This is a genomic window from Candidatus Zixiibacteriota bacterium, from assembly GCA_040753875.1.
GTDB lineage: Bacteria > Zixibacteria > MSB-5A5 > GN15 > FEB-12 > DATKJY01.
In genome coordinates this window covers 71,131-93,896 of record JBFMDV010000013.1, presented here as the reverse complement: position 1 = coordinate 93,896, position 22,766 = coordinate 71,131, and the positions used below count along the sequence as shown (strand labels likewise).

Here is a 22,766-nt window from a genome sequence, read left to right as displayed (position 1 = left end):
CAATGTTGGGAAACGAGCGATATGGTAGTACAATTGTATCTATCTGTTTGGAAACGGGATGGAAGCGATAGTACGTGAACGCGTTGCTTCGGAAGTAAAACGGATACTCCTTTTCGGGAGGCTTTGGTTTTGTCGGTCCGTCGCTGCAGGCAAGCAACAGCAAGCTCACCAGCCCGCAAAGCACAACGCAAACAGCAGTCAGTGTTCGCACTCTCATGTCACTTAAACCTCCCGAGGTGTTTCCCTCGTCTTGTTTCAAGTATAACGAATACCCCCCCCCCGCGTGTCAAGAGGAACATTAAGATTTTTTTGTCCATTCTCCGGTAGCGGGTGACCCACTCCGCTTCCCCACTTTCCCTACAAAATCTCCACTGATTTTGAGCACCTGCATGTTTATGACAAGACTCAGGAATACCTATGCCCGTAAGCACGAGAGATTTCATCGTCGTTTTTGCATTAAGGGAGATTGTCTGGCCACCACCACCGCTGGAAGAGTACGAAACGAAAAAATTAAAAAATGACAAAACGAACCCAATCGATCGTTGTGCCACAAGGAGTTGGTTCATTCCACTCGGGAAAACGAACTCAAATTGCACGCACCGTGTGCGCGTCTCGCGAGCTACGCGACTGCCTGCGGCCGTCGATTCAACAGCACTACAAACGTGATATAATGCGTCACCAGAAGAGCAGGAACCCAGAACGCCGGAATCCAATACGCCGCCCCCATGTACGGTGCGGCGTCATTGGCTGTCGCAAAGATGATCGCCATGATCAAGTCAAGCGAACCGACTCGCGCCGCATCTACCACGTACGCTTTCAGTCGCGTCGAGCAGAGTCGAAACCTGCTACTTGCTCAGCACAACTCGCAGCGGCGACTCGGTCACGCTCCACTGCCCCTTTCCGACATTCTTCGCACCCTCGAACACGAGATAGGAGTACTTCCCATAGTGCGGCACCAGTTGTCCCAGTCGAGGAAGTGAGCCGTAATCCCCTGTAAGGATTACAAGATACTTGGCAAAGCCGTTCCAATTCTGCCCGGCCAGCACGAACGTGTGGCCGACCAGCGCATACGATACGCCTGCCACGGTCACGGAATCGGCACGGTTAGTGACTTGACGACTGATATAGTCAGGGAGCGTCGATGGATTGAGCAGTATCGGCGCCGTCTCCTTCGACAACCCGTCCAGCGCGGATGCGCTCAGCACCTTCGCCGTGTCCTCAAGCAACGCGCTGCCGAACGCCGCAAATGCGGCTCCTGCGAGTTCGTCAGAGGCGAAAGAAACAAGACCTTTTTGAGGCGCACCCAGAACCGCCGAAATGATCGGCTCAACCTCTTCAGGGTACAGCCGTCGGAAAAGATGGTTGTCCGGATCGACCGTCAAAGAAGTTGCCGACTCCGGCACGGTGAGTTCAACTACTGTAGATGGCGATAACATGGTCACCGTGGTGTCAATCGCAGTCGCTGCTCCACCGATACGCACCGGAACCCGAAGCGTGTACGGCGTACCACCGCTCTGCGTGAGGGTAGCATGAATCGTGCGCGTTCCCTGTACTGTTCCCGGACCGCTCGTCACGTCTTGCACGGCCAGGAAAGGAGCGCCCGTTTGGTCAATCCACTGAGGAATAATGTACGACAGGTCCTGACCGCTGGTCCTCTGGAAAGCATCGATCCATTCCTCCCACGAGATGGCGCGGCCAAGATGCTCCTTGTACACCAGCTTCCACGCATCGAAGAACGCCTTCGTCCCGATTCGCTCTTCAATCATGTGGAACACCATCATCGCTTTGTTGTAGCCGATCGTACGCGTCTCAACACTGGTGCGGGATTTGAAATTGCGAATCGGGAAATCATTCCCCGAATTGACATAACTCAGATATTCCTTGAGAATCCCCTTCCGGTATTCTTTGGCCGCGTCCGGAGACTCGTTCAGTTTGTAGCGATAGTCCGCACCATAGACCGTGACCGCCTCGCACCAATTGCCGCGCTCGTAGTCGACATACACGCTGTTCCCCCACCAGTTGTGCAGCACCTCGTGTCCCAGCGATGATGTGATAATGAACGGCAGACGAAGCACGCTCTGCCCCAGAAGCGTCCAGCCCGGCATGCCGTAGCCGGTGGGGAAAAAGTTCTCGGCCACGGTGAACTGTCGGAACGGATACGGCCCGATCAGTTCCTGATACATGCGGATGTAGTCGGCGCTGGCCTTGAGATACTTGTCGCACAGTCCGGTGTCGGCCACGAAAAAGTACGTCGCCACGATAATGCTGTCGACCGTGGTTGTCCTGACTGCATACGGTGCCGCCATAAAGACGCAGCCGTCGGACCGGAACGGATTCTCCCAGGTCTGGATCTTCCGATCTCCGAGAATTCCTTCCGATACCGGATTGCCATCGGCAACAGACACCCAGGCAGCAGGAATGTCGGCCGTCAGACGGAACTTCGCGAATTTCTCCTGACCTTGAGGGTAATAAAAAGCTGCCGAACTGAGATATGAACCTTGATCGAGAATAGTGCCCGCGACCTCATTGCCGACCTTCTCACGGGAGAACTGCACGTTCTCAACCGGGTCGTCGAAAACTGACTGAAACTTCAACGCGAACGATGTGGAGTCTGCTCGCCGGGATTCGAACAGGACCAGCTTGACCTCGCGTTCTACCTCAAGAGGCGGCAGCCCCGTACGGAGATTATCTGGCAGTTGTGCAGTATCGCTCAAGGAAACCAATCGGAATGACATGGGCTTGCCGTTCACTTCGAATGTCTTCATATCGGCGGTCCGATTGAGATAGAAAAGATTCCAGCCGGAATAGATAGTGAACGAGCCTGCGTCCTCAATATTGGCGCTGTGCGTAGGCACTTGTAACGCGACTTGTAGATCGTGGTTGTGAAACTTGACAGGCGTGATTGTCGGCTCTTTTGCGAGTGTCGAACAACTAAAACTGGTCAAAACGACGAAAGCTGCGATTCTGCAAAACATGCGTCTCTCCTTTTGGTGATTGCAAGAAACGACTTAATGGCGGTTGTCGGCAACCGGTATTTCTGCTGCGGATACCAATTAGCCGTCCCGAAGAAGACACTTACCACCCGCATGCGATCAACAGCCTGCAAACGTGTCAATCTAACTCGATGATTTATGGCAGATTACAGCATTGTCCGCCTGACCGAAGAAGGCGCGGCACGTCGATTGCCTTCTGGTTTCGCGGTGTGCGGATACAACGTCGAGCCTGGGCCAATACCGATTCGATTCGTTGGTTCTCGGACATACCTACACGCTGACTGTGGAACAAGACAGCTTCGAGACCGCGGTCGAGAGAATTGTAGTCAAAGAACCGAGAACCTATGTCTGCGATTTCGCTTTGCGCAGGCAGCATTAACCGGATTAAGGAGCCTGAATCATGCTTGGACGAATCGTCATGCCGCTGTTGCTGCTGGGAAACGCGGTTGCATCTGAGACAAAGGACAGCGCGCCTCAGATCGCCTCGGCCGTCACAACAATCGAGAGGACAATCCGCCCGGGAGAACGGATTACGGTTGCGACCACAGACCAGCGCTCGATCAAAGGCCGCTATATGTACATCAGCCGGCTCGATACGGCCCTGTTTCTGTCCTTCAAGCGGGTTACCGAAACAACCGATACATCGATCTCTCTTCCACGGGTCCAGAAGATCACCTATAAGCGGTCGGGGCGGCCACAACTGGCCTACGTGATCGGCGGTCTGGTGCTCGGAACAGGGCTGGGACACTTTGCCGAACGGGTGATCTTCGATCCGGGGGCCTCGCCCGGTATCTTTCACAAATACACCAGCCGCGGCTCATTCTGGGGAGGTTTGAGCGGCGTGGTGCTGGGGACCGTCATTTCATCGGCGATTCCGTCATCACGGACGCTCGACCTTTCCAGGCACTGACCAGGTCTCCGGGGACAGACTAAGGTTCCGGTCCTCTACGTCAATAAGAAAGAGAGATATGGTCCGCTATGCCCCGGAAGGTGACCGCCTCGACGGGCGTGAGAGAGTTCTGAGACTACCCGCTCAAGCGCAACGAGATCGGCATTCGTCACAGGCCAGCCCGCACTGTCGCGATCAAGCTGGAAACGCAGTTCAATCGGTTTGATATCGACCACTCACTCAATTCTGGGCTGTACCCGCTGCAGTTATCCACGCAGTTTTAAGGGATCGAGAACAGGTCGAACCTGTCGCTTCGACACGACAAACGATCTCACTGGCGGTGTCTGATTAAAAATATCCGAACGGATATCGCCGGGCTCGGCGGGCAGAATTCCCGCCACACACCCCTTCCGCCCGCCTCGCTATGAACCGGAGCGAAAAGGACGATTTCAAGTTTTTCTTTGGCGGCGAATTCTTTCCGCTTTAAGCCCCTATAGTACCCGTCTTGACTTCACCAGCTCGCTTGTAACTGGCGAAAATCACGCCGTTTGATGAAATCAAACTGTCTATTAGTGTAAAGGCTGCAGGAATAGTACCCTCACCAAACAAACGCTTGCCCGTACCGAGTGTGATTGGGAACGTCATCAACCTTAGCTCGTCGACCAGATCTTGTTTGAACAGCGTCTGGGCTAGGTTACCACTGCCTATTACATGGATCTCAGAACCTTCTGAAGCTTTAAGCTTTTTGATGTCATCGACGCTTTTCAGGAAAACTGAATTTTTCCAATCTGACTTGTCTATAGTAATACTTACGCAGTATTTGGTGACATCCATGATACCTGGCCACATCTCTGCGTGTTTAGGCCAGTAGGCAGCAAAGAGCTCAAATGTCTTCCTGCCCAAAAGAAGATCTGCAGACTTCATCCATTTTTGCATCAACGCACCAGCCTCTTCGTCAGCTTCGTAGAAATACGGCGCAGTCCAGCCACCATACTCAAAGTCACTCGATGTATCTTCCTCCGGCCCACCAGGTGCCCGCATTACTCCGTCTAATGTAATAAACTCCTGGACAACTATTTTTCTCATATGTTTATGTTGTAATAACTTTACTTTTTGGCGGCAAATTCGTTTGATTATTTCTCCAGGAGATTTTTCAATCCACAGTTCACCAATCCTTCGTTCATGGCCGCGAAGCGCAAAACAGACAATGTCAGCGGAGAGGCAGGGATTCGAACCCTGGGACCCCTTCCGGAGTCAACTGCTTAGCAGGCAGCTGCCTTCGACCGCTCGGCCACCTCTCCGTACAACGAACTCAAATTGTCGGGCAAATATAGAGAGAAACGACGGTCGGGCCAAATCCTTTTTTGGCGCCGCGATCAGTTCCCCTTGAAGTCTGTCAGTGAAATCTGGCTGCCGTCTGAGGTCAGCTTACAGGTGCGGTACTCTTCCATGATCTCACGGTAGACGATACCGAAATACGCCTTCACTCCCCCGTATAGGCGGTCTTCGGCGATGATCCGCGCATCGTGCAGTTCGCGGAGCTTGTTCTCGATCTCTTTCTTTCGAACGGCCAGCGCCTCGATGTTCTTAGGCAGATCCTTCTGGAACTGCCGCAGCTTCTCCATGGCTTCTTTTTTGTCGGGCGGGGGTTTGCCGTCGAGTTGCAATCGAAGCAGAGCGTAGAGCGCTTCCTTGATCCGCTCGCTGTCGGCTTTCAGTCGGGCCGCTTCCTTGCTCGTCTCCTGATATTCCTGGATCAGACGAGCATCATACGCGACGCGAAGATTGGTAACCGTCCCTTTCTCCGAGCCAAGTTCCGAGGCCCTGATCTCCTTGCCGGCGCGGATATCGCCGCCGATGATCTTCCCCTTCTTGCCCTTTACCTGGACATTCTCGCGGACGGTGACCTGGCAGTTGATGAGTTCGCCGCCCACGATGAGACTTCCTCCGGCGATCAATTTCTGACCTTCGGCGAATTTGACGGTGATATCGCCATCGGCATGCATTTCACCTGAGCCGTTGCCGAAAAAACCGCCCCGGACAAGCACATTCCCTTTGGCGCGGATAACGGAGTCTTCCACCGTGCCGTCAACTTCGAGGTGACCGTCAACCGTGATATTGAACCCGGCCTTGATATGACCGCGAACATGCACCGAGCCGCGGCAATCGAGGTTGCCGACGCTGATATCGACATCACCATTGATGGTGAGGACATCCTTGACCGAAACCTCTCCGTTAGCGAAGACTATGGCGCCGGGTGCACTGGCGACCACTGAAAGACCATCCTCGGAGACCCTGGTGTTCATCCCGGCCTTGAGCGCAAAATCGCGCCCCGGCGCCGCCGCAACTTCTTTTCCGTACACATTGGTGCCGGGCTCTCCGGTGGTAGGCGGTTTCTTGCTCACCAGGGCGGTACCCGGCTCCGCATTCTGGATGTAGCGCATATTCCGGTAGTCGATCCGCCCGTCTTCGCCCTGTTGAGGTGCATGGTGACCGGTGGTGTCAAAATGATAGATGAATTGTGCGTTCTCCCCCTTGACCGGCAGTTTGCCCACCGCCGCTTTGATCGGTTCGTTGTACACGTGATCGGCGAGGCACTGTTCGATCGCGTCGCGGTCAATACCGAACGTCACACCGGCTGCGCCCAGTTCGGCCAGGAGTTCTTCGACCGTCGGGTCCGGCGAGTTACCCTCGGGCGGAAAAACCACCATCATGGCGGTCATGAGGTCCTTGGAGGCGGTGACCCGGCAGCGCTGTTTGGCGCCGATCTGCGTCGTATCGGGCGTCATCAGTCACCCGGCAGTTCAGGCGCGGCGTTGGTTAGGGTCTCGGCCGACAGCAATCGCCAGTATGCCCGTTCGACTACCAGCGCGATCTCGTAGCTCTTGAACGGTTTGGTGATGTATTCGTCGGCGCCCAGCAGCAGCGCATCTTTGACCGAAAACGTGTCACCGCATGCCGTCATCATGATCACTGATATATGCGGGAAATCGGTTTTGATCGCCTTGAGTAATTCAAAGCCGTTCAGGCGGGGCATTTTGATGTCGGAGATAACGAGGTTGACCTTCTGGCTCTTGAGAATTTCCAGCGCGGCAGCTCCGTCGGTGGCCGAGAGCACCTGGTATCCGTCGCGCGAGAGGATCTTCTCCAGCAGCGCCCTCATCATGGCTTCGTCGTCGACAACCAGTATTACCATGGCATTCTTCATCCGTCACCTGTAACGCTCCAACCGGTTCGCTCCCCGCACCGTTATCCCGAAGGCCCGAACGTTACCGTTCCAGCCGATCGACCAACGCCGAAATGAAGTCCTCAAGCAGTATCGGTTTGTACATCACGCCGCTCGCGCCCTGCACACCGGCCTCGTGCACCAGCTTATCCGTGGCGTTGCCGGTGACCACCATGACCGGCGTCTTCGGGTTTGCGCGCTTGATGGCGCCGAGTGCCTCGAGGCCCGAAGTCTCCGGCATGATTAGATCCATGGTGATCAGGTCATACGTTTGGGCGGCGGCCATGCGGATGGCCTCCTCGCCGCTGTGGGCAAGGTCGATCTCGAACACTTTCGTGAGCGCACAGTAGTCACGAAATACCTCGCGCACCCACCGTTCGTCATCGACGATCAGGATTCTGAAAGGCCTCCCCTGCTCGTGCGCCATGGCGGTCAGCTTGTCCAATTTGGCCGGCTGCATAGGGTCATTCTCCACGTACACCTGCTGTCAAACCGCCCCGACCGGGTAGGTACGGCCCGGCCGAGCGGTGGTCTATAACTTATGTATCGGTCGTAGAATCACATGCCTTAGGCCCGGCAGCATGCACCAGGGGGGCACTCTCGGGCACGCCGGTCATGCCCTGATGTCCTTGCTTTGCGATAACGCCCCGAGGATCTGCCCGCACTGTTCCAATACGGAACGGAGCCTGGCCTCCAGTCGGTCGTCACGGAGCGTGCCTGATGGCACCTCGTATACCATCCTCTCCATGTTGCGGGCGGCATTGAGAATGGCGGTCATTTCCTGTACCACGCGGACAGTTCCGTTGACCAGTTTGATGAAATCCGGCTCCATTCGATTGAGCGCCTCGGAATTGGCCTCGGCCTTGATCTTGGCCAGATAGATGGCCAGGTTGAGCGCCAACGTTTTGACCTCTTCGCCCAGGGCATCTACTTCCTCCAACAGGGCCAGGTCACGACGATGTTTCTGTTCGATTGAACCGGTCATGTGTGCTTACTTCCGTTATTTGTTCGCGGTTCGATGAGCGCCCGCTTTTGATGTCGCGGGGGGGACCTCGGTCTTTGCAGCGGCGGCCAGCAGACTGTCGAGCTGCCGGAGCTTGTCGTTAATCTCATTGATGCGAAGCGCCGCCTCTTCGATTCGCCGTAGCCGCGACACATGCTTTTGACTGAACGTCGTCTCTTCGGCGAGCAGGCACTGGGCATTGCCGACGATGATAGACAACGGGTCATTGATCTGGTACTTCAGGGTCGCCGCAAATTCGCGGGCCGAGACAAGCCGTCGGCTATAATCCTCCGGCGTTGTCGAAATAGGACGTTCCTCGAGCACTTGGGCCAGTCGGACTTGCACCGCGTTCTGACGTTGACGGCAAAGCGAGCATTCCATGATTAGTCCGACCTGATCGGCGATTGAGAGCAACATCTGGAACAACGGTTCGTCACAAGCCTTCGGGCAGCGCCACCCCAGATTGAGAGCGCCGATCGTCCCGACAGTTGCAGGCAGAGGCAGGGAGGCGAATGTCCCAAAATCCCGTTCCGGATTGAAGCCGATGGTGCCGGTACGATCGGCAAGCAGCACCGGTCGGTTGGCCAGGCTGGACCAGCCTGCCAGTCCCTGGCCGTGCCCCATGGACAGAAATCCGAGCGTATCGACCTGTTCGCCGATACTGGCGACCGCCTCAAGCCGGCGCTTTTCCTCCACGTACACATAGAGCGTGCCGGCATCAAAACCGGCCCAGTTCTGCACGTGGTGCAGGATGTCAAGCGCCATCTGGTCGGTCGCGTTCCGTTCGCGCCCCAGCCTGGTCAGGTCCTGAAAAATGTCTGCGGCCGACAGCGGCCCGACAGACTCATTTTCCCTTGGTTTTCTGTGCGTAGGCTTCCCTGTCATGTTTTCCCGTCAACGGCTGCGCCCGCTCCACCAGCCGCTCAATAAGTTGATCTTCGAGCCGTGAAAAGAACTGCACTTTGTCCGGCGCCCGGAGATGGATGTCCGGGTCATCGATATTGTCGTCCATCGTACCCTGAAACACGCGAGGGCCGTGCTGTTCGATACTGAACGGCTCGGCGGCCGTCATCCGGAGTCGCTGCAGGTCGAACAGGCGGTACCGCCCTTCGATCACGCCCATCGTCTCCCATTTGTGAAATACCAGCGGCACGTGGAACGACTTGCGCCGTTCCAGCCGTTCATCGGTAATCGATACGACCAACAATCCGGTCCCATCACGGCCCCGCCCCCAGGCCATGAGATTCTCCTGCGAGGCGTTCACGCCCGGAAAGCTGCTGTCCTGAGCCGAAACAATGGTGATTTGCTGAAAGGACTTGAGCGCCAGTCGCGCCTGCAGCCGGGCAGCCAGGTTAGTGTCGGCCCAGGCCAATTCGGCCGGCTGGACGTATATCAGCAGTCCGGCGCCGCCGGCCATCGCCGTTCCGGCAAGAACGAAGCACAGGACCGCGCACAGCGACCAACTACCGCGAACCATGGTTGTTCCCCGAGGCGGCGATCCGGCGCTGGCTGCGGATGTACTTGTTGAGCATCATACGAACGCCCTCGTTGAAATCGTGCAGGTGGGCCGGCAACAGGTCCATTTGGGCGCGCGTGAACAGGTCGACCAGAGCCTCGCGTGTGATGAATTCTATGCCTACCAAATACGAGCTCTCGTCCAGATCGGATCGCTTGACCAGCCCGAGCACCCAGTCGAGATTCTCCACGTCTTGCAGCGTGAATCGCATGATCACCACGTCTCCCTCATCAAGCTGCTGGTCAACTTCCACCAGCACGCCACCGCCGGAAATATTCAGGATATGTCCGTGGATGGTGTGGCGGTCCCCCTGGGGCCAGAAATTACCGGCCGTGTCGCGGATCTTATTGAGCGACATGGGGGACGTGATCTCGAGACGCACGAAGCGCCGCATCTCGTCGCGCTCGAGCTTGAACGGGCGCTGGACAACGATGTCGGTTTCCGTGGTTGGCACGTCGTGGATGAATCGGATTTTTGATTTCTGTGACATTGTTCACCTTCACATTTGCTGGTTATCGCCAGTTGGCGTCCATGCCAGTAATTTCTTGTTCAGACTCTCCCGCTGACGGGCGTCGTAGCTCAGAACGACCGCGGGCAGTTCTTTCATAGCGGGCGGCGGCAGTTGTCGCTTGCCTACCTCGGACACGACAAACTCCATCCCCACATGAAAGGCGCCGTTTTCGATGGCGTAGCAGTGTCGCACCTGGCCGAGCACCATCGGCGGAAAGGCGCCCTGTCCCAGGTCGATGCTCACGAGGAGGTAGACACCACGCTCAAGGTAGCCCGGGATAGTCACCAGTGCGCCTCCGCTTGAGAAATTGATGAGGTGCGTCTCGATCCAACGAAGCCTCGATAGATTTTTGCGGCGAAACGTGAGGGGAGGGAACGCAGCCAGCCGGACCGCTCGCTCGATGGGGATGCGGCGAAATTTGCGTTGGCAGAGCGGCGTGACGCGATCATCGAGTATCAGATGGCAGCGGTTGCCGCTGGAACGACGCAGCGACGCCTTGACGGAAACCGCCTGGCCCCGGTAGGCAAACTGGAGAATGACCGTCTGGCCATGCACGAGATTGTCGATCTGGGTCGACTTGCCGCCACTGTCGATGAGCAGCTCGCGCTCCTGCGCCAGCACCACCCTGGACATGATTTCCTTGCCCGGGAATTGCTCCGAGAACAGCTTGATCTCCCGCCCGACCAGCGATGACAGGTCGAGAGCCGATACGTTTATCGCCAGATGATCCTGGAACCCCACGCCGGATACCGTGTCCATCAGAGCAGTCCTTTCCGGCGAAGCTCGATCTGCGCCCGGAAAATGCAGGTTACCAATTCGTTTTGCATGCGCATATCAAAGGATAGGAACTCGGCGGGCAGGTCGCCGGACGCCTTGAAGAAGAGCGGCAGTTGTTCTGCGAGAATGAACTCCGCCCCCACCGCCAATTCCTGGTCGACCTGCGCATTCCTTCGCACAACCGCAGCCACCCGCGGCGGCAGCCCATGTTGTTTGAACAGATCGATGCTGAGTGCCATCAGCGAGCCGACAGCCAACGGTTCATGCACACGGAACCGGATGCCCCCGGCGCTCAAATCGGCACTTTGACTGTGATGCCACGTGAGTTGGTAATCGGCCTCGGCCCAGTTGATCGTCACCGGTATCACGGCGTATGTCAGCTTACTGACGACATCGAGACGCACGAAGCGCCGCCGCTGGACTCGTTCGATCTGGCTCGGGCCGGTCAAGACAAACCGCCGGCGATCGTGGGCTGAAAATGACTTGATACGGGACTGAAACTGATAGGCGGCGTCTTGGCGCGTTACCACCACTGTCACCGGGACGTCCTCGCGGAGCAGGCTGCGCCCGGCCAAAAACTCGGGCTCGGTAATGGCGATGCCATTGTCGACAAAATCCTGTATGCGGGCCAGGTAGCGACCAGTGTTCTCGCCGTCCCCTACCTGGATCTCGATTCGCTCCCAGACCTTCAAAGGCTGGGACAATTGTAACATCACCGCTTGCACGTTCAGTTCCTGTGTTGTGCTCAGGCGGGTCGCGATGCCGCCAGGTTCATTCGTCCTTGTTCTATGGCCAATTCCAGGATCTTCCGCGCCAGCGCCGTGCGCGACGAGTCGTGACGATTCTGGTAGATGAACTCCTGGCCCGACTTGATCGTACTGGTGAAGTACTGCTTGGCCTCGTCGAAATCGCCGATGCGGCGGGATAGCTCGGCGATCAGATACGATGCCTGTATCTGCTGGTTGCCCGGCGCGATATCCTTGCCGTTGGCGAAAGCTTCCTTGTAATACTGAACCGATCTCTCCAGCGCTTCCCGCTCGTTGGTAACAGCGCCGCTCCAGACGCGCTGGACCCGGTGCAGAAACTCGACGAACGAGGGGTACTGACCGAACGGGACCTGTCCGCTGCCGCTTTCGTTCCCGATCAAGGTGGTCCGGTATTCCGCGATGAGCGAGGTCAGATCGCTGATCTGCTGCTCCATGGCGCTTACGCGGTCATGAACGGCCCTGATCTGCTGGTCGTACCGTTCGCCGAATGACAACATCTGCGCCTTGATGTCCGCCGTGAGCTGGGAGCTGTTGAAATGGGAATGGATCGTCTCGGCGAAGGCGTCGGCGTCCGAGCGGACACCTGCCGCCCCTTCGGTCAGACGGCCGCGACTTTCCTCGATCTCGCGCATGAATTCGCGCAGGAGGATGAGGTTCGGATTCTCGGTGTGCTCCATATCGCGGAACACCCATGCGACGCGCAGATAAAAGCGGCCAACATCGAGGCGGCTGTAGTGGTCCGCCAATTGTTCGTCGTAGATCGCCAAGAGCAGCTTGAGAATGGCGGACTCGTTCGGATACCGGTTGACATCGATCGCCGTGCCAACCAGCTTGACGACGGAATCGGCGGCGGCCAGCTGGTCAAGGTGTTTGGACTTGACCGTCTTCAACCGGTAGGTCTTGAAATTGACGTCGTTCTTCCACTCTTTGTAGGCGTTGGTGAACTCACGCGAATAGTAGCAGTTGGTGCAGGTGCCGGTGAAGAACACCAGTGGGTTGTACGCCTGATAGCGTGGGAATCGCCATTTGATATTCCGCGGACAGAAATCGGTGTCGCGATCTTCTTCGGCGTAGGCACCTACCCGAATGGTCTCGAATTCATTGATCGTCTTGCAGATCGGGCACTCGACCTTGAATAAGAGAAAGGGGCTTTCCATTGCCATGATGTTTATCTCCGCCGCTTGTTGTTTATCGACCTATGAGCATGGCCAACTCCCCTTCGGAAATCGGCAGCAACTCTTTCACTTTGTCGGCTGTGGAACCAGACTCGAGCATCTCGCGGGCAATGCGGATCACCTCGGCCCGGTTGCGCGTGAACGCGCTCGGCTTTGATGCGTCCGGCGAATGCCGCAAATTGACAAATTCGGCCTGGCGTTGGTCCCCTTTGGGTGGCGTGGTGATCGGCCTCGACGAGTTCACCGCAGGCCGCGGAACCGACTCGGTATCCCGCCGCTTGCGCAGAGCCGAGAAGATGACCAGCCACAGGCCGCCGGCCGCCAGCGAACCGGCCACGTTCAGCGCGATATCGATCAGTTGGTTGTTTGAAATTCCCATTTTCGTCTCGTGCTCCCGTTATGCTTTCACATCAATGTGTTCATTTGTTTCTTGTTGTGGTTCGGGTTCCCGTTCCGCCTCCTGGTCGCCGTCGTCGGAACCGGCGGAGGCTTCCTGCCCGGCCTGCTCAGAATTCTCGATGACGACTTCATCCTCGTCGGAATCGCGAGACTTTTTTCGGCGCTCATCCTCAAGTTCTTCCTGAAGCGCTTTCGCGAATTTCCGCTGCTTGTCCCGATCGTGACGATGCAAATGGTCCACACGGTCCGAGGGCACATACGGCACCATCTTTTCGACCGGATCAATGGGACTATCCATCGCCAACTCCTGCGCCGCGGCGCCTTCATCAGGCGGTCAGGGCGAACTTCTCCCGAACCATATTGCGGAGTTTCATGACGGCGCGCGTGTGGATCTGCGAAACGCGCGACTCGGAGATGGACATTACTTCACCGATCTCCTTCAGCGTCAGCTCCTCGTAGTAATACAGGGCGATGACCAGTTTCTCCTGTTCGGTCAGACGGTCCATCGCGACCACCAGAAAGGAACGGAGTTCGCCTTTTTCGATATCACCGAGAATGCTGGCTGCGGCGGCGTCACGGACCGTCTCGACCCGAGGCACCTGACGGTTGTCATCTTCGCGATACACGACCTCATCCAGCGACAGAATGCCGGTACTGGACACATCGTCGATCGCCAGATGCAGTTCGTTCTCAGTTATTTTGAGATGTTTGGCCAGCTCGGCGTTTTCCGGCGGCCGCCCCAATTCGTTTTCCAGTTGCACCATAGCCCGCTCGATCTCCCGTGATTTGGCCCGCGTTGACCGGGGGACCCAGTCCAGCGCGCGCAGTTCATCAAGGATGGCGCCACGAATTCGCGGGACCGCATAGGTCTCGAATTTGACGCCGCGATCCGGATCGAAGTTACCGAACGCTTCGATCAATCCGATCACTCCGGTGTTCACCAGGTCGGTCAATTCAACCGACCGAGGAAATCCCATGGCCATACGGGCCGCAACCGTCCGCACCAACGGCAGATACTTGCCGATCAACTCCTGACGCGCTTCGCTTGTCTGCAAGCGTTGATAGCGTGTCCAATCGCGCGACGTGACGTCCCACTTCTTCGGCTTCTTGCTGGTCTCATACACGACACGCTTGGTAACGGTAGTTGTCTTCGGTTTTCTACCGCGCTTCTTGAGCGTTCCCTTAACCGTGCTAACCATATGCAGGTTATCCTCTTATATCGGCTGGAGCCGTGGTTTTATTACTTGCATTGAAATAGGAGAGTCTGGTGGACTTGCCGTGAACCGTGAGGCAGTCCACCAGCTCGTTGCTTACGCTTCGGATGGCAATACTGGCCGGCGCGCCCGGCGTTACGGCCGCCAGTGGCGCTTGCGCCGCAACTGAGGCGCGGACTTGAGAATCTTCGGGGATTGATCCCAGATACTCAGGCGCACGCCCCAGAAAGCGGTCTGTGACAGCCATGAATTTTTGGCGGATATACTCGGCTTCTTCGGCTGAAACGACTCTGTTTACCAGGAACCGACAGTCAAGCTCATCGTGGGCAGCCAGAACATGCTTGAAAAGGCCAAAGGCATCGGCAATCGAGGTCAGTTCCGGCAGAAGTACCAGAACATTCAGATCCGATGCGTGCGCCAGCACAGCCGCTTGGTCGGACACCCCGGAGCCGTGGTCGAGAATAACAAATTCGTAGGATGACGTCTGTTCGCGAAGGAGCTGGATGAACGAGGCGGTGGCTGCGATCGCATTTCCGTCGGCCAGCTCCCGATGACCGGTTGCGGCCAGCAGGTCAAACGAGTCTGTGGCAGACGACACCGCTTCGCGAAGTGATAGCTGACCGGTGATCACTTGGGCGACACCAATGTCATTCCGTCTGTTTGATAGAATGTGCAGGTCGCCTGAGGAAAAATCGGCGTCGACCAGAAGAGTTCGATGTCCAGCCCGGCTCAACTGGTCGGCCAGATTCATGGCAATGATCGACTTCCCCACTCCCCCTTTGCCGGACAGCACGGATATAAGCCGGCCGCTCGGTGTCACGCCGGAATGCTCGTTGCGCTTGAAAAACAGCTTAGCCACGGTTTACCTCCGTGTTCAGAAGCGTCCGCGCGAACAGAGCCGGATCCGGAGCGTTTAGTGTCCCCTTTCCCCCCGGCGCGTTGGTAACAAAAGCAATCTTGAGATTTGAATGCTCGACCGCCGCGAGAGCTCCACCCCATCGCGAAGTGACATCGAGCATCGTCAACACCACGTGGGTTGGATTGACGGTCTGCATCCGGCGAACGATCGATTCGACATCCGATGACCGCATCAGCGCCGAAAGGACCACAATCGTGTGAGTCAGCTTCAGCGTTGAGGCGACTTGTGCCAGTTCCGACAGCTTGACGTTATCGGTCGGCAAACCGGGCGTGTCGATAAGCGTGACGCTCTTCTTGTCGGTCTCCTTCAGCATGTCGCAGTCGCTCATGGCCGGCGTGCCCAAAAGGTCGGCGTAGCTTTGAAGCTCTTCATGAGCGCCAACTTTGACATCATCGAGTGATGCGAGCGTAACCTTCTGCTTTTCCTGAAATACCAATCGGGCGGCCAGTTTTCCCATCACGGCGCTTTTGCCGGAGCCGGCAGGCCCCACCAACAGCACGCGATCTCCCGGTTTGAAACTCAGTTGCGGGAGCATTCGCTCGGAGAGATAGACGGTCATCTGTCGCAGGATCTCCTGGGCAGGGTCGTGCGTCGTACCGGCGTTCATAGTCAAGCTGCCGAGGAGTTGGGCAATGACCGATTCGGGAACATCGCTGTTGCGAAGCGCATCGGCGAAGGGGTTGGTCGATTCAGGCAGTGAACTTGGCCCGCGCGACACTGAGATCAGTCGCGTCAGCGAATCGATCTTCGCTTCAAGCAAACGGAGCTTCGTTTCCGATTCAGCACTGACGGATGATGGTACCGGCTGAGATAGTTCGCTATTCGAAGCAACTGTTTGATCAACGCGCGCTGCCATGCGGTTGCTGCGCTGGTCACGCTTCGGTGTGTTCGGCAAATCAGCCGGCTTGTCCAGGCAGGCGGTAACTTCGATGCGATTGGGACCGAAGGGCTGCACCTGACGAGTCTTTAGTACGACTGCACCGGGTCCCATTTCGGAGCGCACACGTTTCAGGGCCGATGAAGCCGAGTCTGCGGTGTAGGTCTTGATGATCATCCTATAACCTCACTGTCCCGGTAGAAACCAATTCGACATTGGGGAGAATCTCGTTGTATGACACCACGGCGGTTCCCGGGTGGCTGGATTCGATCAGGCGTCGCAGCGCCAGTCGGATATTGGGCGAGCAGAGACAGACCGGCGTGAAGCCGCCGTTCTGCAGCCGCTCGGCCTGCTCACCGATCCTGGCCAGGAGTGTCTCGGTCAATGCCGGATCGAGCACCAGCATGAGTCCCTGCTTGGTGTTCTGAATCGAATCAGCCAGCTTCTGTTCAACCGCCGGGTCGATCGTGAACACATTGATCTTGCTGGTCTGATCCTTATAGAGCTCGGAGATCTGTCGCTTGAGTGACATCCGCACATACTCGGCCAGCACATCGCTGTCTTTGGTGACGTGGATGTAATCCGAAGCTGTCTCCACGATCGTAGCCAGATCCCTGATCGGAATCCGCTCGGCCAGGAGGGACTGGAGGATCTTGTGCAGCGTTGAGAGCGGCAGGATATCCGGGATGACCGAATCGACCAGCGCCGGGTAATCTTCCTTGAGGGTGTCGGCCAGACGCCGCACATCCTGGCGGGTCAATATCTCGGACGCCGAAGACCGTGTCGTTTCAGTCAGATGCGTAGCCAGTACCGCCGACGGCTCAACCACCGTGAATTGTCGGGCTTCGGCAACCTCGCGCAACGTGGGGAGTATCCAGGTTGCATCGAGACCGAACGCCGGCTCCTTGGTCTGGAATCCATCGAGCTGGTCGCGAACATATCCGGGATTGATGGCCAGCACATGATCGAGCATGAGCTCGGACCCGGCCACACGAATCCCCTTGATCTTGATCTGATATTCGTTCGGCTTCAGCCGCACGTTGTCGCGGATGCGGATCGGCGGCACCAGAATCCCAAGCTCGGTCGCTAATTGCTTGCGGAGAGAAGAAATTCGAGTGAGCAGATCTCCTCCCTGATTGGCGTCCACGAGCGGGATGAGGCCATAGCCGATCTCCAGGCCGATGGTATCCACTTTCAGGAGGTCTTCGGTGCGCTCTTTGGCCTCGGTGGGTTTGGCTTGTTTCTGGAGTGCTTCCTGTCGCTCGGTTTCGATGCGAGACCGCTCAGCCTGGCGCGTGAGCATCCCGATACCGCCAACGGTAAGCCCGAGTGCAAGAAACGTGATCGTCGGCATGCCCGGCACGACGCCCAGGAGCAGCAGCACGGCCGCGGCGACAAAGATGGCTCGCGGCTGGCGCGATAACTGGGTCGCGACATCTTTTCCCATGTTGGAAGTGGAGGCGGCGCGCGTGACGATGATACCGGATGCCGTACTCACCAGCAGGGCCGGTATCTGAGTCACCAGACCGTCACCTATCGACAACAGCGTGTAGGTGCGAAGAGCATCGGTGATATCCATCCCCTTCATGGCCGCACCGATGATGAAGCCGCCGATGATGTTGATGAGCGTGATGATGATGCCGGCGATGGCATCACCGCGCACAAACTTGGAGGCGCCATCCATTGCGCCATAAAAATCAGCTTCTCGCGCGATCTCTTCGCGGCGACGGCGAGCTTCACTCTCGTTGATAATGCCTGCGTTCAGATCGGCATCAATTGCCATCTGCTTGCCCGGCATGGCGTCCAACGTGAAACGTGCCGCAACTTCGGAAATGCGCCCTGCACCCTTAGTGATGACGATGAACTGTATCACTACCAGGATGCAGAAGATGATAAACCCGACCACGTAGTTCCCCTGGACCACGAAATTGCCGAACGAGTTGATCACTTCACCGGCATACCCCTGGCCGAGAATCAGCCGTGTGGAGGCCACGTTCAGCGACAAGCGCATGAGCGTGATGATCAGAAGCAGCCCCGGGAAGACCGACAGATCGAGCGGGCGGGTGATATACAGCGTAGTGAGCAGTATCACCAGCGAGAACGTGATATTGAACGCCAACGAGAAATCCAGGAGGACCGGCGGGATCGGGATCACCAGCACGGTGACAATTCCGATAACCGCGACCGCCAAGGCGATGTCGGAACGCCCGGCGAGCATGGTCAGGAAATTATTCTGGGTGGCCGGCTTCGCCATGTCAGCTTACCGCCTTTCCCTTGAGGCGATAGACGTAGGCCAGAACCTCGGCCACGGCGCGGTACAGCGTGTGCGGCACCATCTGACCCACCTCGCACATTTTGAACAGGGCGCGCGCCAGGGCCTTGTCTTCGATCACCGGGATATCATTCTCAAGGGCGATCTCCTTGATACGCTGAGCAATCAGACGCTCTCCCTTGGCCACCACGAACGGTGCATTCATGTGGGAAGCGTCGTACTTCAGCGCCACCGCCAGGTGTGTGGGGTTGGTGATGACCACATCCGCTTTCGGCACCTCCTGCATCATCCGCTTGCGGGCCATTTCGCGCTGAATTTGGCGGACGCGCATTTTCACCTGCGGCGAGCCCTCTGTCTCCTTGTATTCGTCTTTGATGTCCTGCTTGGACATCCGAATGGACTTCTCGAATTCGTAGCGCTGATAGAGGTAATCGAGCGCGGCGATCACGAGTATGGCGGCGCCGATCTTGACGGCGATAACGAGCGCCAGCCGCCCCATCGTGCCGGCCAACTGCGGTATGCTCAGGTCCGGCAGCAGGAAGAACTGCTCCGACTCGTCGGTGATGACTTTGTAGGCAACGACACCGAGCACGAGCAGCTTGAGTGCGTCGCGAAGCATGGCGACCGCCGACCGGGCGGAGAACAACCGCTTGAGTCCGGCCGCGATATCGAGTTTCTCGAACTTGAACGCCATCGCTTTGGTGCTGACGTGGAATCCGACCTGTGCGAGGTTCACCGCCGTCCCGATGACGAACAGCATAATGAACACCGGCGTGAGGATCACGAAGAAGCGAAGCAGGTTATCGGTAAACACTTTCATGAACGTAGGGTCGGCCGCGGCAATGGTCGGCGCGTTGGCCATGACATGCTGCATAAGCGCTTTGGACTGGTCGACCAGATGCGGACCGATGGCAAACAGACCGGCAAAGCCGAGCAGGATGATCACTGCGGAGTTGAGCTCCATCGACCGCGCGACCGTCCCCTCTTCGCGGGCTTTCTCGCGCCGTCGGGGTGTCGCTTGCTCAGTTCGTTCTTGATATTGCTCTTCAGCCATGATCCGCTAAGCTTTCCCCAGCGCCACCATCAGGCGACCCAATTCGTTGTTCAGCATGGTGGTGCTCTTTTCGAGCACGTAGGCAAATACCGGCAGCGACATCGCCATTATGACCAGTCCGATCCCAACTTTGAGGCCGAATCCGAGCACGAAGACATTCATGGTGGGCATCAGACGGGACAGCGTTCCCATGGCGACATCGGTCAACAGCAGTGTCACGATGACCGGCGCCGCGATTTTCAGCCCGATCACAAACACGTAGGCGCTGTAGGTGAGGATCAACTCGACCGCTGATCCAGTCAGCGCGACTTTCGCCGGCGGAATAACTTCGTAGCTGTTGCTGAAGGCCGTGATGATGAGATGATGACCGTTCAGCGTTAGGAAAATCAGCGAAGCCAGAAGCAGCCAGAACTGACCGAGCGTCGTCGTCGCGACACCGGATTGCGGGTCCAGCACTTCGGCCAGCGAAAAACCGATCTGGTAGCTGACTATGTCACCGGCGGCCTGGACGCCGATCATCAAAAGCGAAAACACGAACCCGATCGACAGACCCACCAGAAGTTCCTTGGCGGCTACGGCGATCAGGTCCGAGAGTGTCATCACCGGAGGGACACTGGTCGTGCCGATGGTCGAGACCATGATGATCCCGATCAGGATCACCAGGCCCACTTTGGCCTGCGTCGGAAACATTTTGTTGGACAGAAGCGGCGCGATCAGAAACAGGCCCGAGGCGCGAAGCAGGATCAATAGGAAAAGCTGGAGTCTGTCGGCCGCGAAGGTTACAAAGTCAAACAAGGCTCGTGTTCCTTACAGTTCGGGTCAATCGCCCGACCGTAATCACAAACCGTGTGCCAAAGTGAAACGGCATCTGTAGCGGTCATAACCGCCCGGCATCCAATGAGTTAGAAATCGACAGAAACGGGGGGCGGCACGGAAATCGGCCGGTTGTGGAAATTATTACCAGCGCTGTAGGAAAATCGTTCAGACTACATAGATCGGCAGTCCGATTGAAAAACTTTAGTTTTATCCGACCAGCGCCGGGATAAGCGCAAACATATGCCGTGTGAAATCGGTCACCATGTTGATCATCCAGGGAAGAAAAATCAAGAGAGCCAACGACACCGCCAGGATCTTGGGGACAAACGTAAGTGTCATTTCATTGATCTGCGTCACCGCCTGGAATATGGAAATGATAAGTCCGATGATGAGCCCGAACAGCAGCATCGGCGCCGCCACCAGGAGTGTGACGGTGAGTGCTTCGCGGCCTATACTGACGATCATTTGGGGTGTCATAGCATCATTTCCTCTCTACATGTGGAACGACTCCACGAGCGATTTCACCAGCAAGTACCAGCCGTCCACCAAAACGAACAACAGGATCTTGAACGGCAGCGATACGAGGATCGGCGGCAGCATCATCATACCCATGGACATCAACACCGAAGCAACCACCATGTCTATCACCAGGAACGGAATGAAGATCACAAAGGCGATCTGGAACGATGTACGCAGTTCCGAGATGACAAAGCCGGGAATCAGTACGTGCAGGGGTATCTCATCGGCGTTCTTGGGCTGCGGAATCTTGGCCAGACCGACGAACAGAGCCAGGTCCTGTTCACGTGCCTGCGACAGCATGAACTTGCGGAACGGCGCCACACTCTTGTCGAAGGCTTCGTCTTTGGAGATCTTCTCTTCGAGATACGGCTTTACGCCGTCGTTGTACGACGTGTTCAACACCGGGGACATGATGAAAAATGTCAGGATCAATGCCAAGCCGATAAGCAACTGGTTCGGCGGCATCTGGTTCGTACCGATTGCCTGCCGCAGAAAGGACAAAACGACGGCAATCCGCACAAACGATGTCACCATGATCAGAATCGAGGGCGCCAGGGCGAGCACCGTCAGAAGAATGACAATCTGAAGAGTGACCGAAAGGTCCTTGGGACCGGCTGCCTTCCCGACCTCGACCGAGACTTTGGGCAGAACCTGAGCGGATACCGATGTTGTCAGTGCCAGGCAGACGATTATCGCTGGCAGCACGCAGAGAAGCAGTTTCTTCATATCCTATATATCTTTCGAGCAATCATCGTGACATCCATGTCACGAGCTCACCGGACTCTCTATGTCCATGAGAGTGCGGCAACACACTTTGGATTCACACCGTCAATTGGTTCCCTTTGTCGCTCATTCCTTTCAGTTTATCCGTAGCCGATCTGAGCAGGCCGGCGAAACTGCCGCGCTGGCCGGTTGCGTTCGCAGTTGCCAACGCCTGCGTCTTCTCAGGGTCAAGCTCGGTCAGCACCGAGATCTGATTGTCGGTGACGCCGATCAACACCGACTTGTCCGCCACTCGCACCAATGAGAGTGATTTTTTCGGGTCGATATAGGCGGTCTCGAGAATCTCAAGGATCCGCTCGGCGCCGCCGCCCCGACGACGTCGGCCCATCAACTTCTTAAGCAAGTAGATGCCGAGGTAAATGCAGCCAATGACCACCGCCAGCGCTGCCAGCATTTTGAGGATCGAGATGGTCGCTGCCGCCGAACCGACAAGACCGGTGCTGGTCGAGGCAGCCGAGCTGTCCACGACCGGCGTGTCACCAGTCGCATACAGACTGCGCGACTCGCCATTCCGGCCGATCGTCACCAGGAGAAGGCCCACGAGTGCCACGCCAATGACGGTTGCGGCAGCAATCAGCTTTCGCCGATGTTCGGACCTACTCGTTGCCAAGCGACTTCAACCTTTCCTCGGGAGTTACCAGTTGAGTGATACGGAGGCCGAAGTTCTCGTCCACGACCACTACTTCTCCTTTGGCCACGACTTTGTTGTTCACCAGCAGGTCGACCGGCTCACCGGCCAGCTTGTTGAGTTCCACGACCGACCCGGGACCAAGGTTCAGAATGTCGGCGATGGTCATTTTGGTGCGGCCGAGTTCGATAGCGATGGGCAGGTTGACATCCATCAGCAGGTTGATATTGCGCGGCTCGCCGGACGACGACGACTGCGACAACTGCTGGAACTCCGCCTTGGACACCGAGGCAGAACCAAAGTTGATATCATCAGCCGACACGGCCTGCGACTCCTGCGGCAGGTCTTCCAGCATTTTCAGCATGGCGGCTTCGGCCTCGTCCTCGGGAACATCTCCCTTGTTGACGACTCCCACCGGAGTGCGCCCT

26 protein-coding genes, 1 tRNA gene and 1 pseudogene are annotated in these 22,766 nt (G+C 57.0%); 1 reads left to right on the top strand and 27 read right to left on the bottom strand.

What is annotated here, in order from left to right:
* The 3 genes from AB1644_05565 to AB1644_05555 form a co-directional block, all read right to left on the bottom strand.
* Positions 1-217, bottom strand: a 217-nt coding sequence (locus AB1644_05565; protein MEW6050513.1) for a hypothetical protein, incomplete at its 3' end; no start/stop codon positions are given.
* A gap of 402 nt (positions 218-619) precedes the next feature.
* The gene (locus AB1644_05560; GenBank protein MEW6050512.1) at positions 620-808 is read right to left on the bottom strand and encodes a hypothetical protein; all 189 of its coding nucleotides are present in this window, start codon (positions 806-808) and stop codon (positions 620-622) included.
* A gap of 37 nt (positions 809-845) precedes the next feature.
* Positions 846-2,975, bottom strand: a complete 2,130-nt coding sequence (locus AB1644_05555; GenBank protein ID MEW6050511.1) for a M1 family aminopeptidase — start codon at positions 2,973-2,975, stop codon at positions 846-848.
* Positions 2,976-3,393: 418 nt separating this feature from the next.
* On the opposite strand from AB1644_05555, the gene AB1644_05550 reads away from it, so the two are divergent.
* Positions 3,394-3,903, top strand: a complete 510-nt coding sequence (locus AB1644_05550; GenBank protein ID MEW6050510.1) for a hypothetical protein — start codon at positions 3,394-3,396, stop codon at positions 3,901-3,903.
* Between the two features lie 462 nt (positions 3,904-4,365).
* Here AB1644_05550 and AB1644_05545 read toward each other — a convergent pair whose 3' ends face one another.
* The 24 genes and pseudogenes from AB1644_05545 to fliN form a co-directional block, all read right to left on the bottom strand.
* Positions 4,366-4,968 carry a dihydrofolate reductase family protein gene (locus AB1644_05545; protein ID MEW6050509.1) on the bottom strand — a complete coding sequence of 201 codons (603 nt, stop codon included), beginning with the start codon at positions 4,966-4,968 and terminating at the stop codon, positions 4,366-4,368.
* Between the two features lie 128 nt (positions 4,969-5,096).
* A tRNA-Ser gene (locus AB1644_05540) sits at positions 5,097-5,183 on the bottom strand.
* A 75-nt stretch (positions 5,184-5,258) separates the two neighbouring features.
* Complete coding sequence (locus AB1644_05535; GenBank protein MEW6050508.1) at positions 5,259-6,671, bottom strand: FapA family protein; 1,413 nt, start codon at positions 6,669-6,671, stop codon at positions 5,259-5,261.
* Positions 6,671-7,078 carry a response regulator gene (locus AB1644_05530; protein MEW6050507.1) on the bottom strand — a complete coding sequence of 136 codons (408 nt, stop codon included), beginning with the start codon at positions 7,076-7,078 and terminating at the stop codon, positions 6,671-6,673. Before AB1644_05530 ends, AB1644_05535 begins: the two co-directional genes overlap by 1 nt.
* A gap of 73 nt (positions 7,079-7,151) precedes the next feature.
* On the bottom strand, positions 7,152-7,568 hold the full coding sequence (locus tag AB1644_05525) for a response regulator (GenBank protein ID MEW6050506.1): 417 nt from the start codon (positions 7,566-7,568) through the stop codon (positions 7,152-7,154).
* A gap of 153 nt (positions 7,569-7,721) precedes the next feature.
* Entirely contained in the window at positions 7,722-8,093 is a 372-nt protein-coding gene (locus tag AB1644_05520) for a hypothetical protein (protein MEW6050505.1), read from the bottom strand.
* A 15-nt stretch (positions 8,094-8,108) separates the two neighbouring features.
* A complete protein-coding gene (locus AB1644_05515; protein ID MEW6050504.1) occupies positions 8,109-8,996 on the bottom strand; it encodes a GAF domain-containing protein in 888 nt (295 codons plus the stop codon).
* Entirely contained in the window at positions 8,956-9,588 is a 633-nt protein-coding gene (locus AB1644_05510; protein ID MEW6050503.1) for a hypothetical protein, read from the bottom strand. The genes AB1644_05515 and AB1644_05510 overlap by 41 nt, the downstream gene beginning before the upstream one ends.
* The gene (locus AB1644_05505; GenBank protein ID MEW6050502.1) at positions 9,575-10,117 is read right to left on the bottom strand and encodes a PilZ domain-containing protein; all 543 of its coding nucleotides are present in this window, start codon (positions 10,115-10,117) and stop codon (positions 9,575-9,577) included. Before AB1644_05505 ends, AB1644_05510 begins: the two co-directional genes overlap by 14 nt.
* Before the next feature lie 9 nt (positions 10,118-10,126).
* The gene (locus tag AB1644_05500) at positions 10,127-10,897 is read right to left on the bottom strand and encodes a PilZ domain-containing protein (protein MEW6050501.1); all 771 of its coding nucleotides are present in this window, start codon (positions 10,895-10,897) and stop codon (positions 10,127-10,129) included.
* Positions 10,897-11,628 (bottom strand): PilZ domain-containing protein, encoded by a 732-nt coding sequence (locus AB1644_05495; GenBank protein ID MEW6050500.1) that lies wholly within the window; start codon positions 11,626-11,628, stop codon positions 10,897-10,899. Before AB1644_05495 ends, AB1644_05500 begins: the two co-directional genes overlap by 1 nt.
* A 32-nt stretch (positions 11,629-11,660) precedes the next feature.
* Positions 11,661-12,845 (bottom strand): DUF2225 domain-containing protein, encoded by a 1,185-nt coding sequence (locus tag AB1644_05490; protein ID MEW6050499.1) that lies wholly within the window; start codon positions 12,843-12,845, stop codon positions 11,661-11,663.
* Positions 12,846-12,870: 25 nt separating this feature from the next.
* Complete coding sequence (locus AB1644_05485; protein ID MEW6050498.1) at positions 12,871-13,236, bottom strand: hypothetical protein; 366 nt, start codon at positions 13,234-13,236, stop codon at positions 12,871-12,873.
* A gap of 18 nt (positions 13,237-13,254) precedes the next feature.
* A complete protein-coding gene (locus AB1644_05480; GenBank protein MEW6050497.1) occupies positions 13,255-13,554 on the bottom strand; it encodes a hypothetical protein in 300 nt (99 codons plus the stop codon).
* Positions 13,555-13,582: 28 nt separating this feature from the next.
* Entirely contained in the window at positions 13,583-14,455 is an 873-nt protein-coding gene (locus tag AB1644_05475) for a FliA/WhiG family RNA polymerase sigma factor (GenBank protein ID MEW6050496.1), read from the bottom strand.
* 7 nt (positions 14,456-14,462) lie between these two features.
* Positions 14,463-15,329: an AAA family ATPase gene (locus tag AB1644_05470; GenBank protein MEW6050495.1), complete on the bottom strand. Its 867-nt coding sequence runs from the start codon at positions 15,327-15,329 to the stop codon at positions 14,463-14,465.
* Positions 15,322-16,443, bottom strand: coding sequence for a hypothetical protein (locus tag AB1644_05465; protein MEW6050494.1), 1,122 nt, complete (start codon positions 16,441-16,443; stop codon positions 15,322-15,324). The genes AB1644_05470 and AB1644_05465 overlap by 8 nt, the downstream gene beginning before the upstream one ends.
* A gap of 1 nt (position 16,444) precedes the next feature.
* Positions 16,445-18,520, bottom strand: coding sequence for a flagellar biosynthesis protein FlhA (gene flhA, locus AB1644_05460; protein ID MEW6050493.1), 2,076 nt, complete (start codon positions 18,518-18,520; stop codon positions 16,445-16,447).
* A 1-nt stretch (position 18,521) separates the two neighbouring features.
* Positions 18,522-19,592 (bottom strand): flagellar biosynthesis protein FlhB, encoded by a 1,071-nt coding sequence (gene flhB, locus AB1644_05455; GenBank protein ID MEW6050492.1) that lies wholly within the window; start codon positions 19,590-19,592, stop codon positions 18,522-18,524.
* A 6-nt stretch (positions 19,593-19,598) separates the two neighbouring features.
* A complete protein-coding gene (gene fliR, locus AB1644_05450; GenBank protein MEW6050491.1) occupies positions 19,599-20,387 on the bottom strand; it encodes a flagellar biosynthetic protein FliR in 789 nt (262 codons plus the stop codon).
* Between the two features lie 228 nt (positions 20,388-20,615).
* Positions 20,616-20,885, bottom strand: a complete 270-nt coding sequence (fliQ, locus tag AB1644_05445; protein MEW6050490.1) for a flagellar biosynthesis protein FliQ — start codon at positions 20,883-20,885, stop codon at positions 20,616-20,618.
* Between the two features lie 15 nt (positions 20,886-20,900).
* Entirely contained in the window at positions 20,901-21,653 is a 753-nt protein-coding gene (gene fliP / locus AB1644_05440; GenBank protein ID MEW6050489.1) for a flagellar type III secretion system pore protein FliP, read from the bottom strand.
* A gap of 94 nt (positions 21,654-21,747) precedes the next feature.
* Positions 21,748-22,320: a flagellar biosynthetic protein FliO gene (gene fliO, locus AB1644_05435; protein ID MEW6050488.1), complete on the bottom strand. Its 573-nt coding sequence runs from the start codon at positions 22,318-22,320 to the stop codon at positions 21,748-21,750.
* Positions 22,307-22,567: pseudogene (gene fliN / locus AB1644_05430) on the bottom strand (flagellar motor switch protein FliN). The gene fliO and the pseudogene fliN overlap by 14 nt, the downstream one beginning before the upstream one ends.
* Positions 22,568-22,766: the final 199 nt, after the last annotated feature.

Coding starts and splice junctions, on each gene's coding strand:
- AB1644_05555 (MEW6050511.1), bottom strand. CDS start 2,975: ATGTTTTGCAGAATCGCAGCTTTCGTCGTTTTGACCAGTTTTAGTTGT.
- AB1644_05550 (MEW6050510.1), top strand. CDS start 3,394: ATGCTTGGACGAATCGTCATGCCGCTGTTGCTGCTGGGAAACGCGGTT.
- AB1644_05545 (MEW6050509.1), bottom strand. CDS start 4,968: ATGAGAAAAATAGTTGTCCAGGAGTTTATTACATTAGACGGAGTAATG.
- AB1644_05535 (MEW6050508.1), bottom strand. CDS start 6,671: ATGACGCCCGATACGACGCAGATCGGCGCCAAACAGCGCTGCCGGGTC.
- AB1644_05530 (MEW6050507.1), bottom strand. CDS start 7,078: ATGGTAATACTGGTTGTCGACGACGAAGCCATGATGAGGGCGCTGCTG.
- AB1644_05525 (MEW6050506.1), bottom strand. CDS start 7,568: ATGCAGCCGGCCAAATTGGACAAGCTGACCGCCATGGCGCACGAGCAG.
- AB1644_05520 (MEW6050505.1), bottom strand. CDS start 8,093: ATGACCGGTTCAATCGAACAGAAACATCGTCGTGACCTGGCCCTGTTG.
- AB1644_05515 (MEW6050504.1), bottom strand. CDS start 8,996: ATGACAGGGAAGCCTACGCACAGAAAACCAAGGGAAAATGAGTCTGTC.
- AB1644_05510 (MEW6050503.1), bottom strand. CDS start 9,588: ATGGTTCGCGGTAGTTGGTCGCTGTGCGCGGTCCTGTGCTTCGTTCTT.
- AB1644_05505 (MEW6050502.1), bottom strand. CDS start 10,117: ATGTCACAGAAATCAAAAATCCGATTCATCCACGACGTGCCAACCACG.
- AB1644_05500 (MEW6050501.1), bottom strand. CDS start 10,897: ATGGACACGGTATCCGGCGTGGGGTTCCAGGATCATCTGGCGATAAAC.
- AB1644_05495 (MEW6050500.1), bottom strand. CDS start 11,628: ATGTTACAATTGTCCCAGCCTTTGAAGGTCTGGGAGCGAATCGAGATC.
- AB1644_05490 (MEW6050499.1), bottom strand. CDS start 12,845: ATGGCAATGGAAAGCCCCTTTCTCTTATTCAAGGTCGAGTGCCCGATC.
- AB1644_05485 (MEW6050498.1), bottom strand. CDS start 13,236: ATGGGAATTTCAAACAACCAACTGATCGATATCGCGCTGAACGTGGCC.
- AB1644_05480 (MEW6050497.1), bottom strand. CDS start 13,554: ATGGATAGTCCCATTGATCCGGTCGAAAAGATGGTGCCGTATGTGCCC.
- AB1644_05475 (MEW6050496.1), bottom strand. CDS start 14,455: ATGGTTAGCACGGTTAAGGGAACGCTCAAGAAGCGCGGTAGAAAACCG.
- AB1644_05465 (MEW6050494.1), bottom strand. CDS start 16,443: ATGATCATCAAGACCTACACCGCAGACTCGGCTTCATCGGCCCTGAAA.
- flhA (MEW6050493.1), bottom strand. CDS start 18,520: ATGGCGAAGCCGGCCACCCAGAATAATTTCCTGACCATGCTCGCCGGG.
- flhB (MEW6050492.1), bottom strand. CDS start 19,592: ATGGCTGAAGAGCAATATCAAGAACGAACTGAGCAAGCGACACCCCGA.
- fliQ (MEW6050490.1), bottom strand. CDS start 20,885: ATGACACCCCAAATGATCGTCAGTATAGGCCGCGAAGCACTCACCGTC.
- fliP (MEW6050489.1), bottom strand. CDS start 21,653: ATGAAGAAACTGCTTCTCTGCGTGCTGCCAGCGATAATCGTCTGCCTG.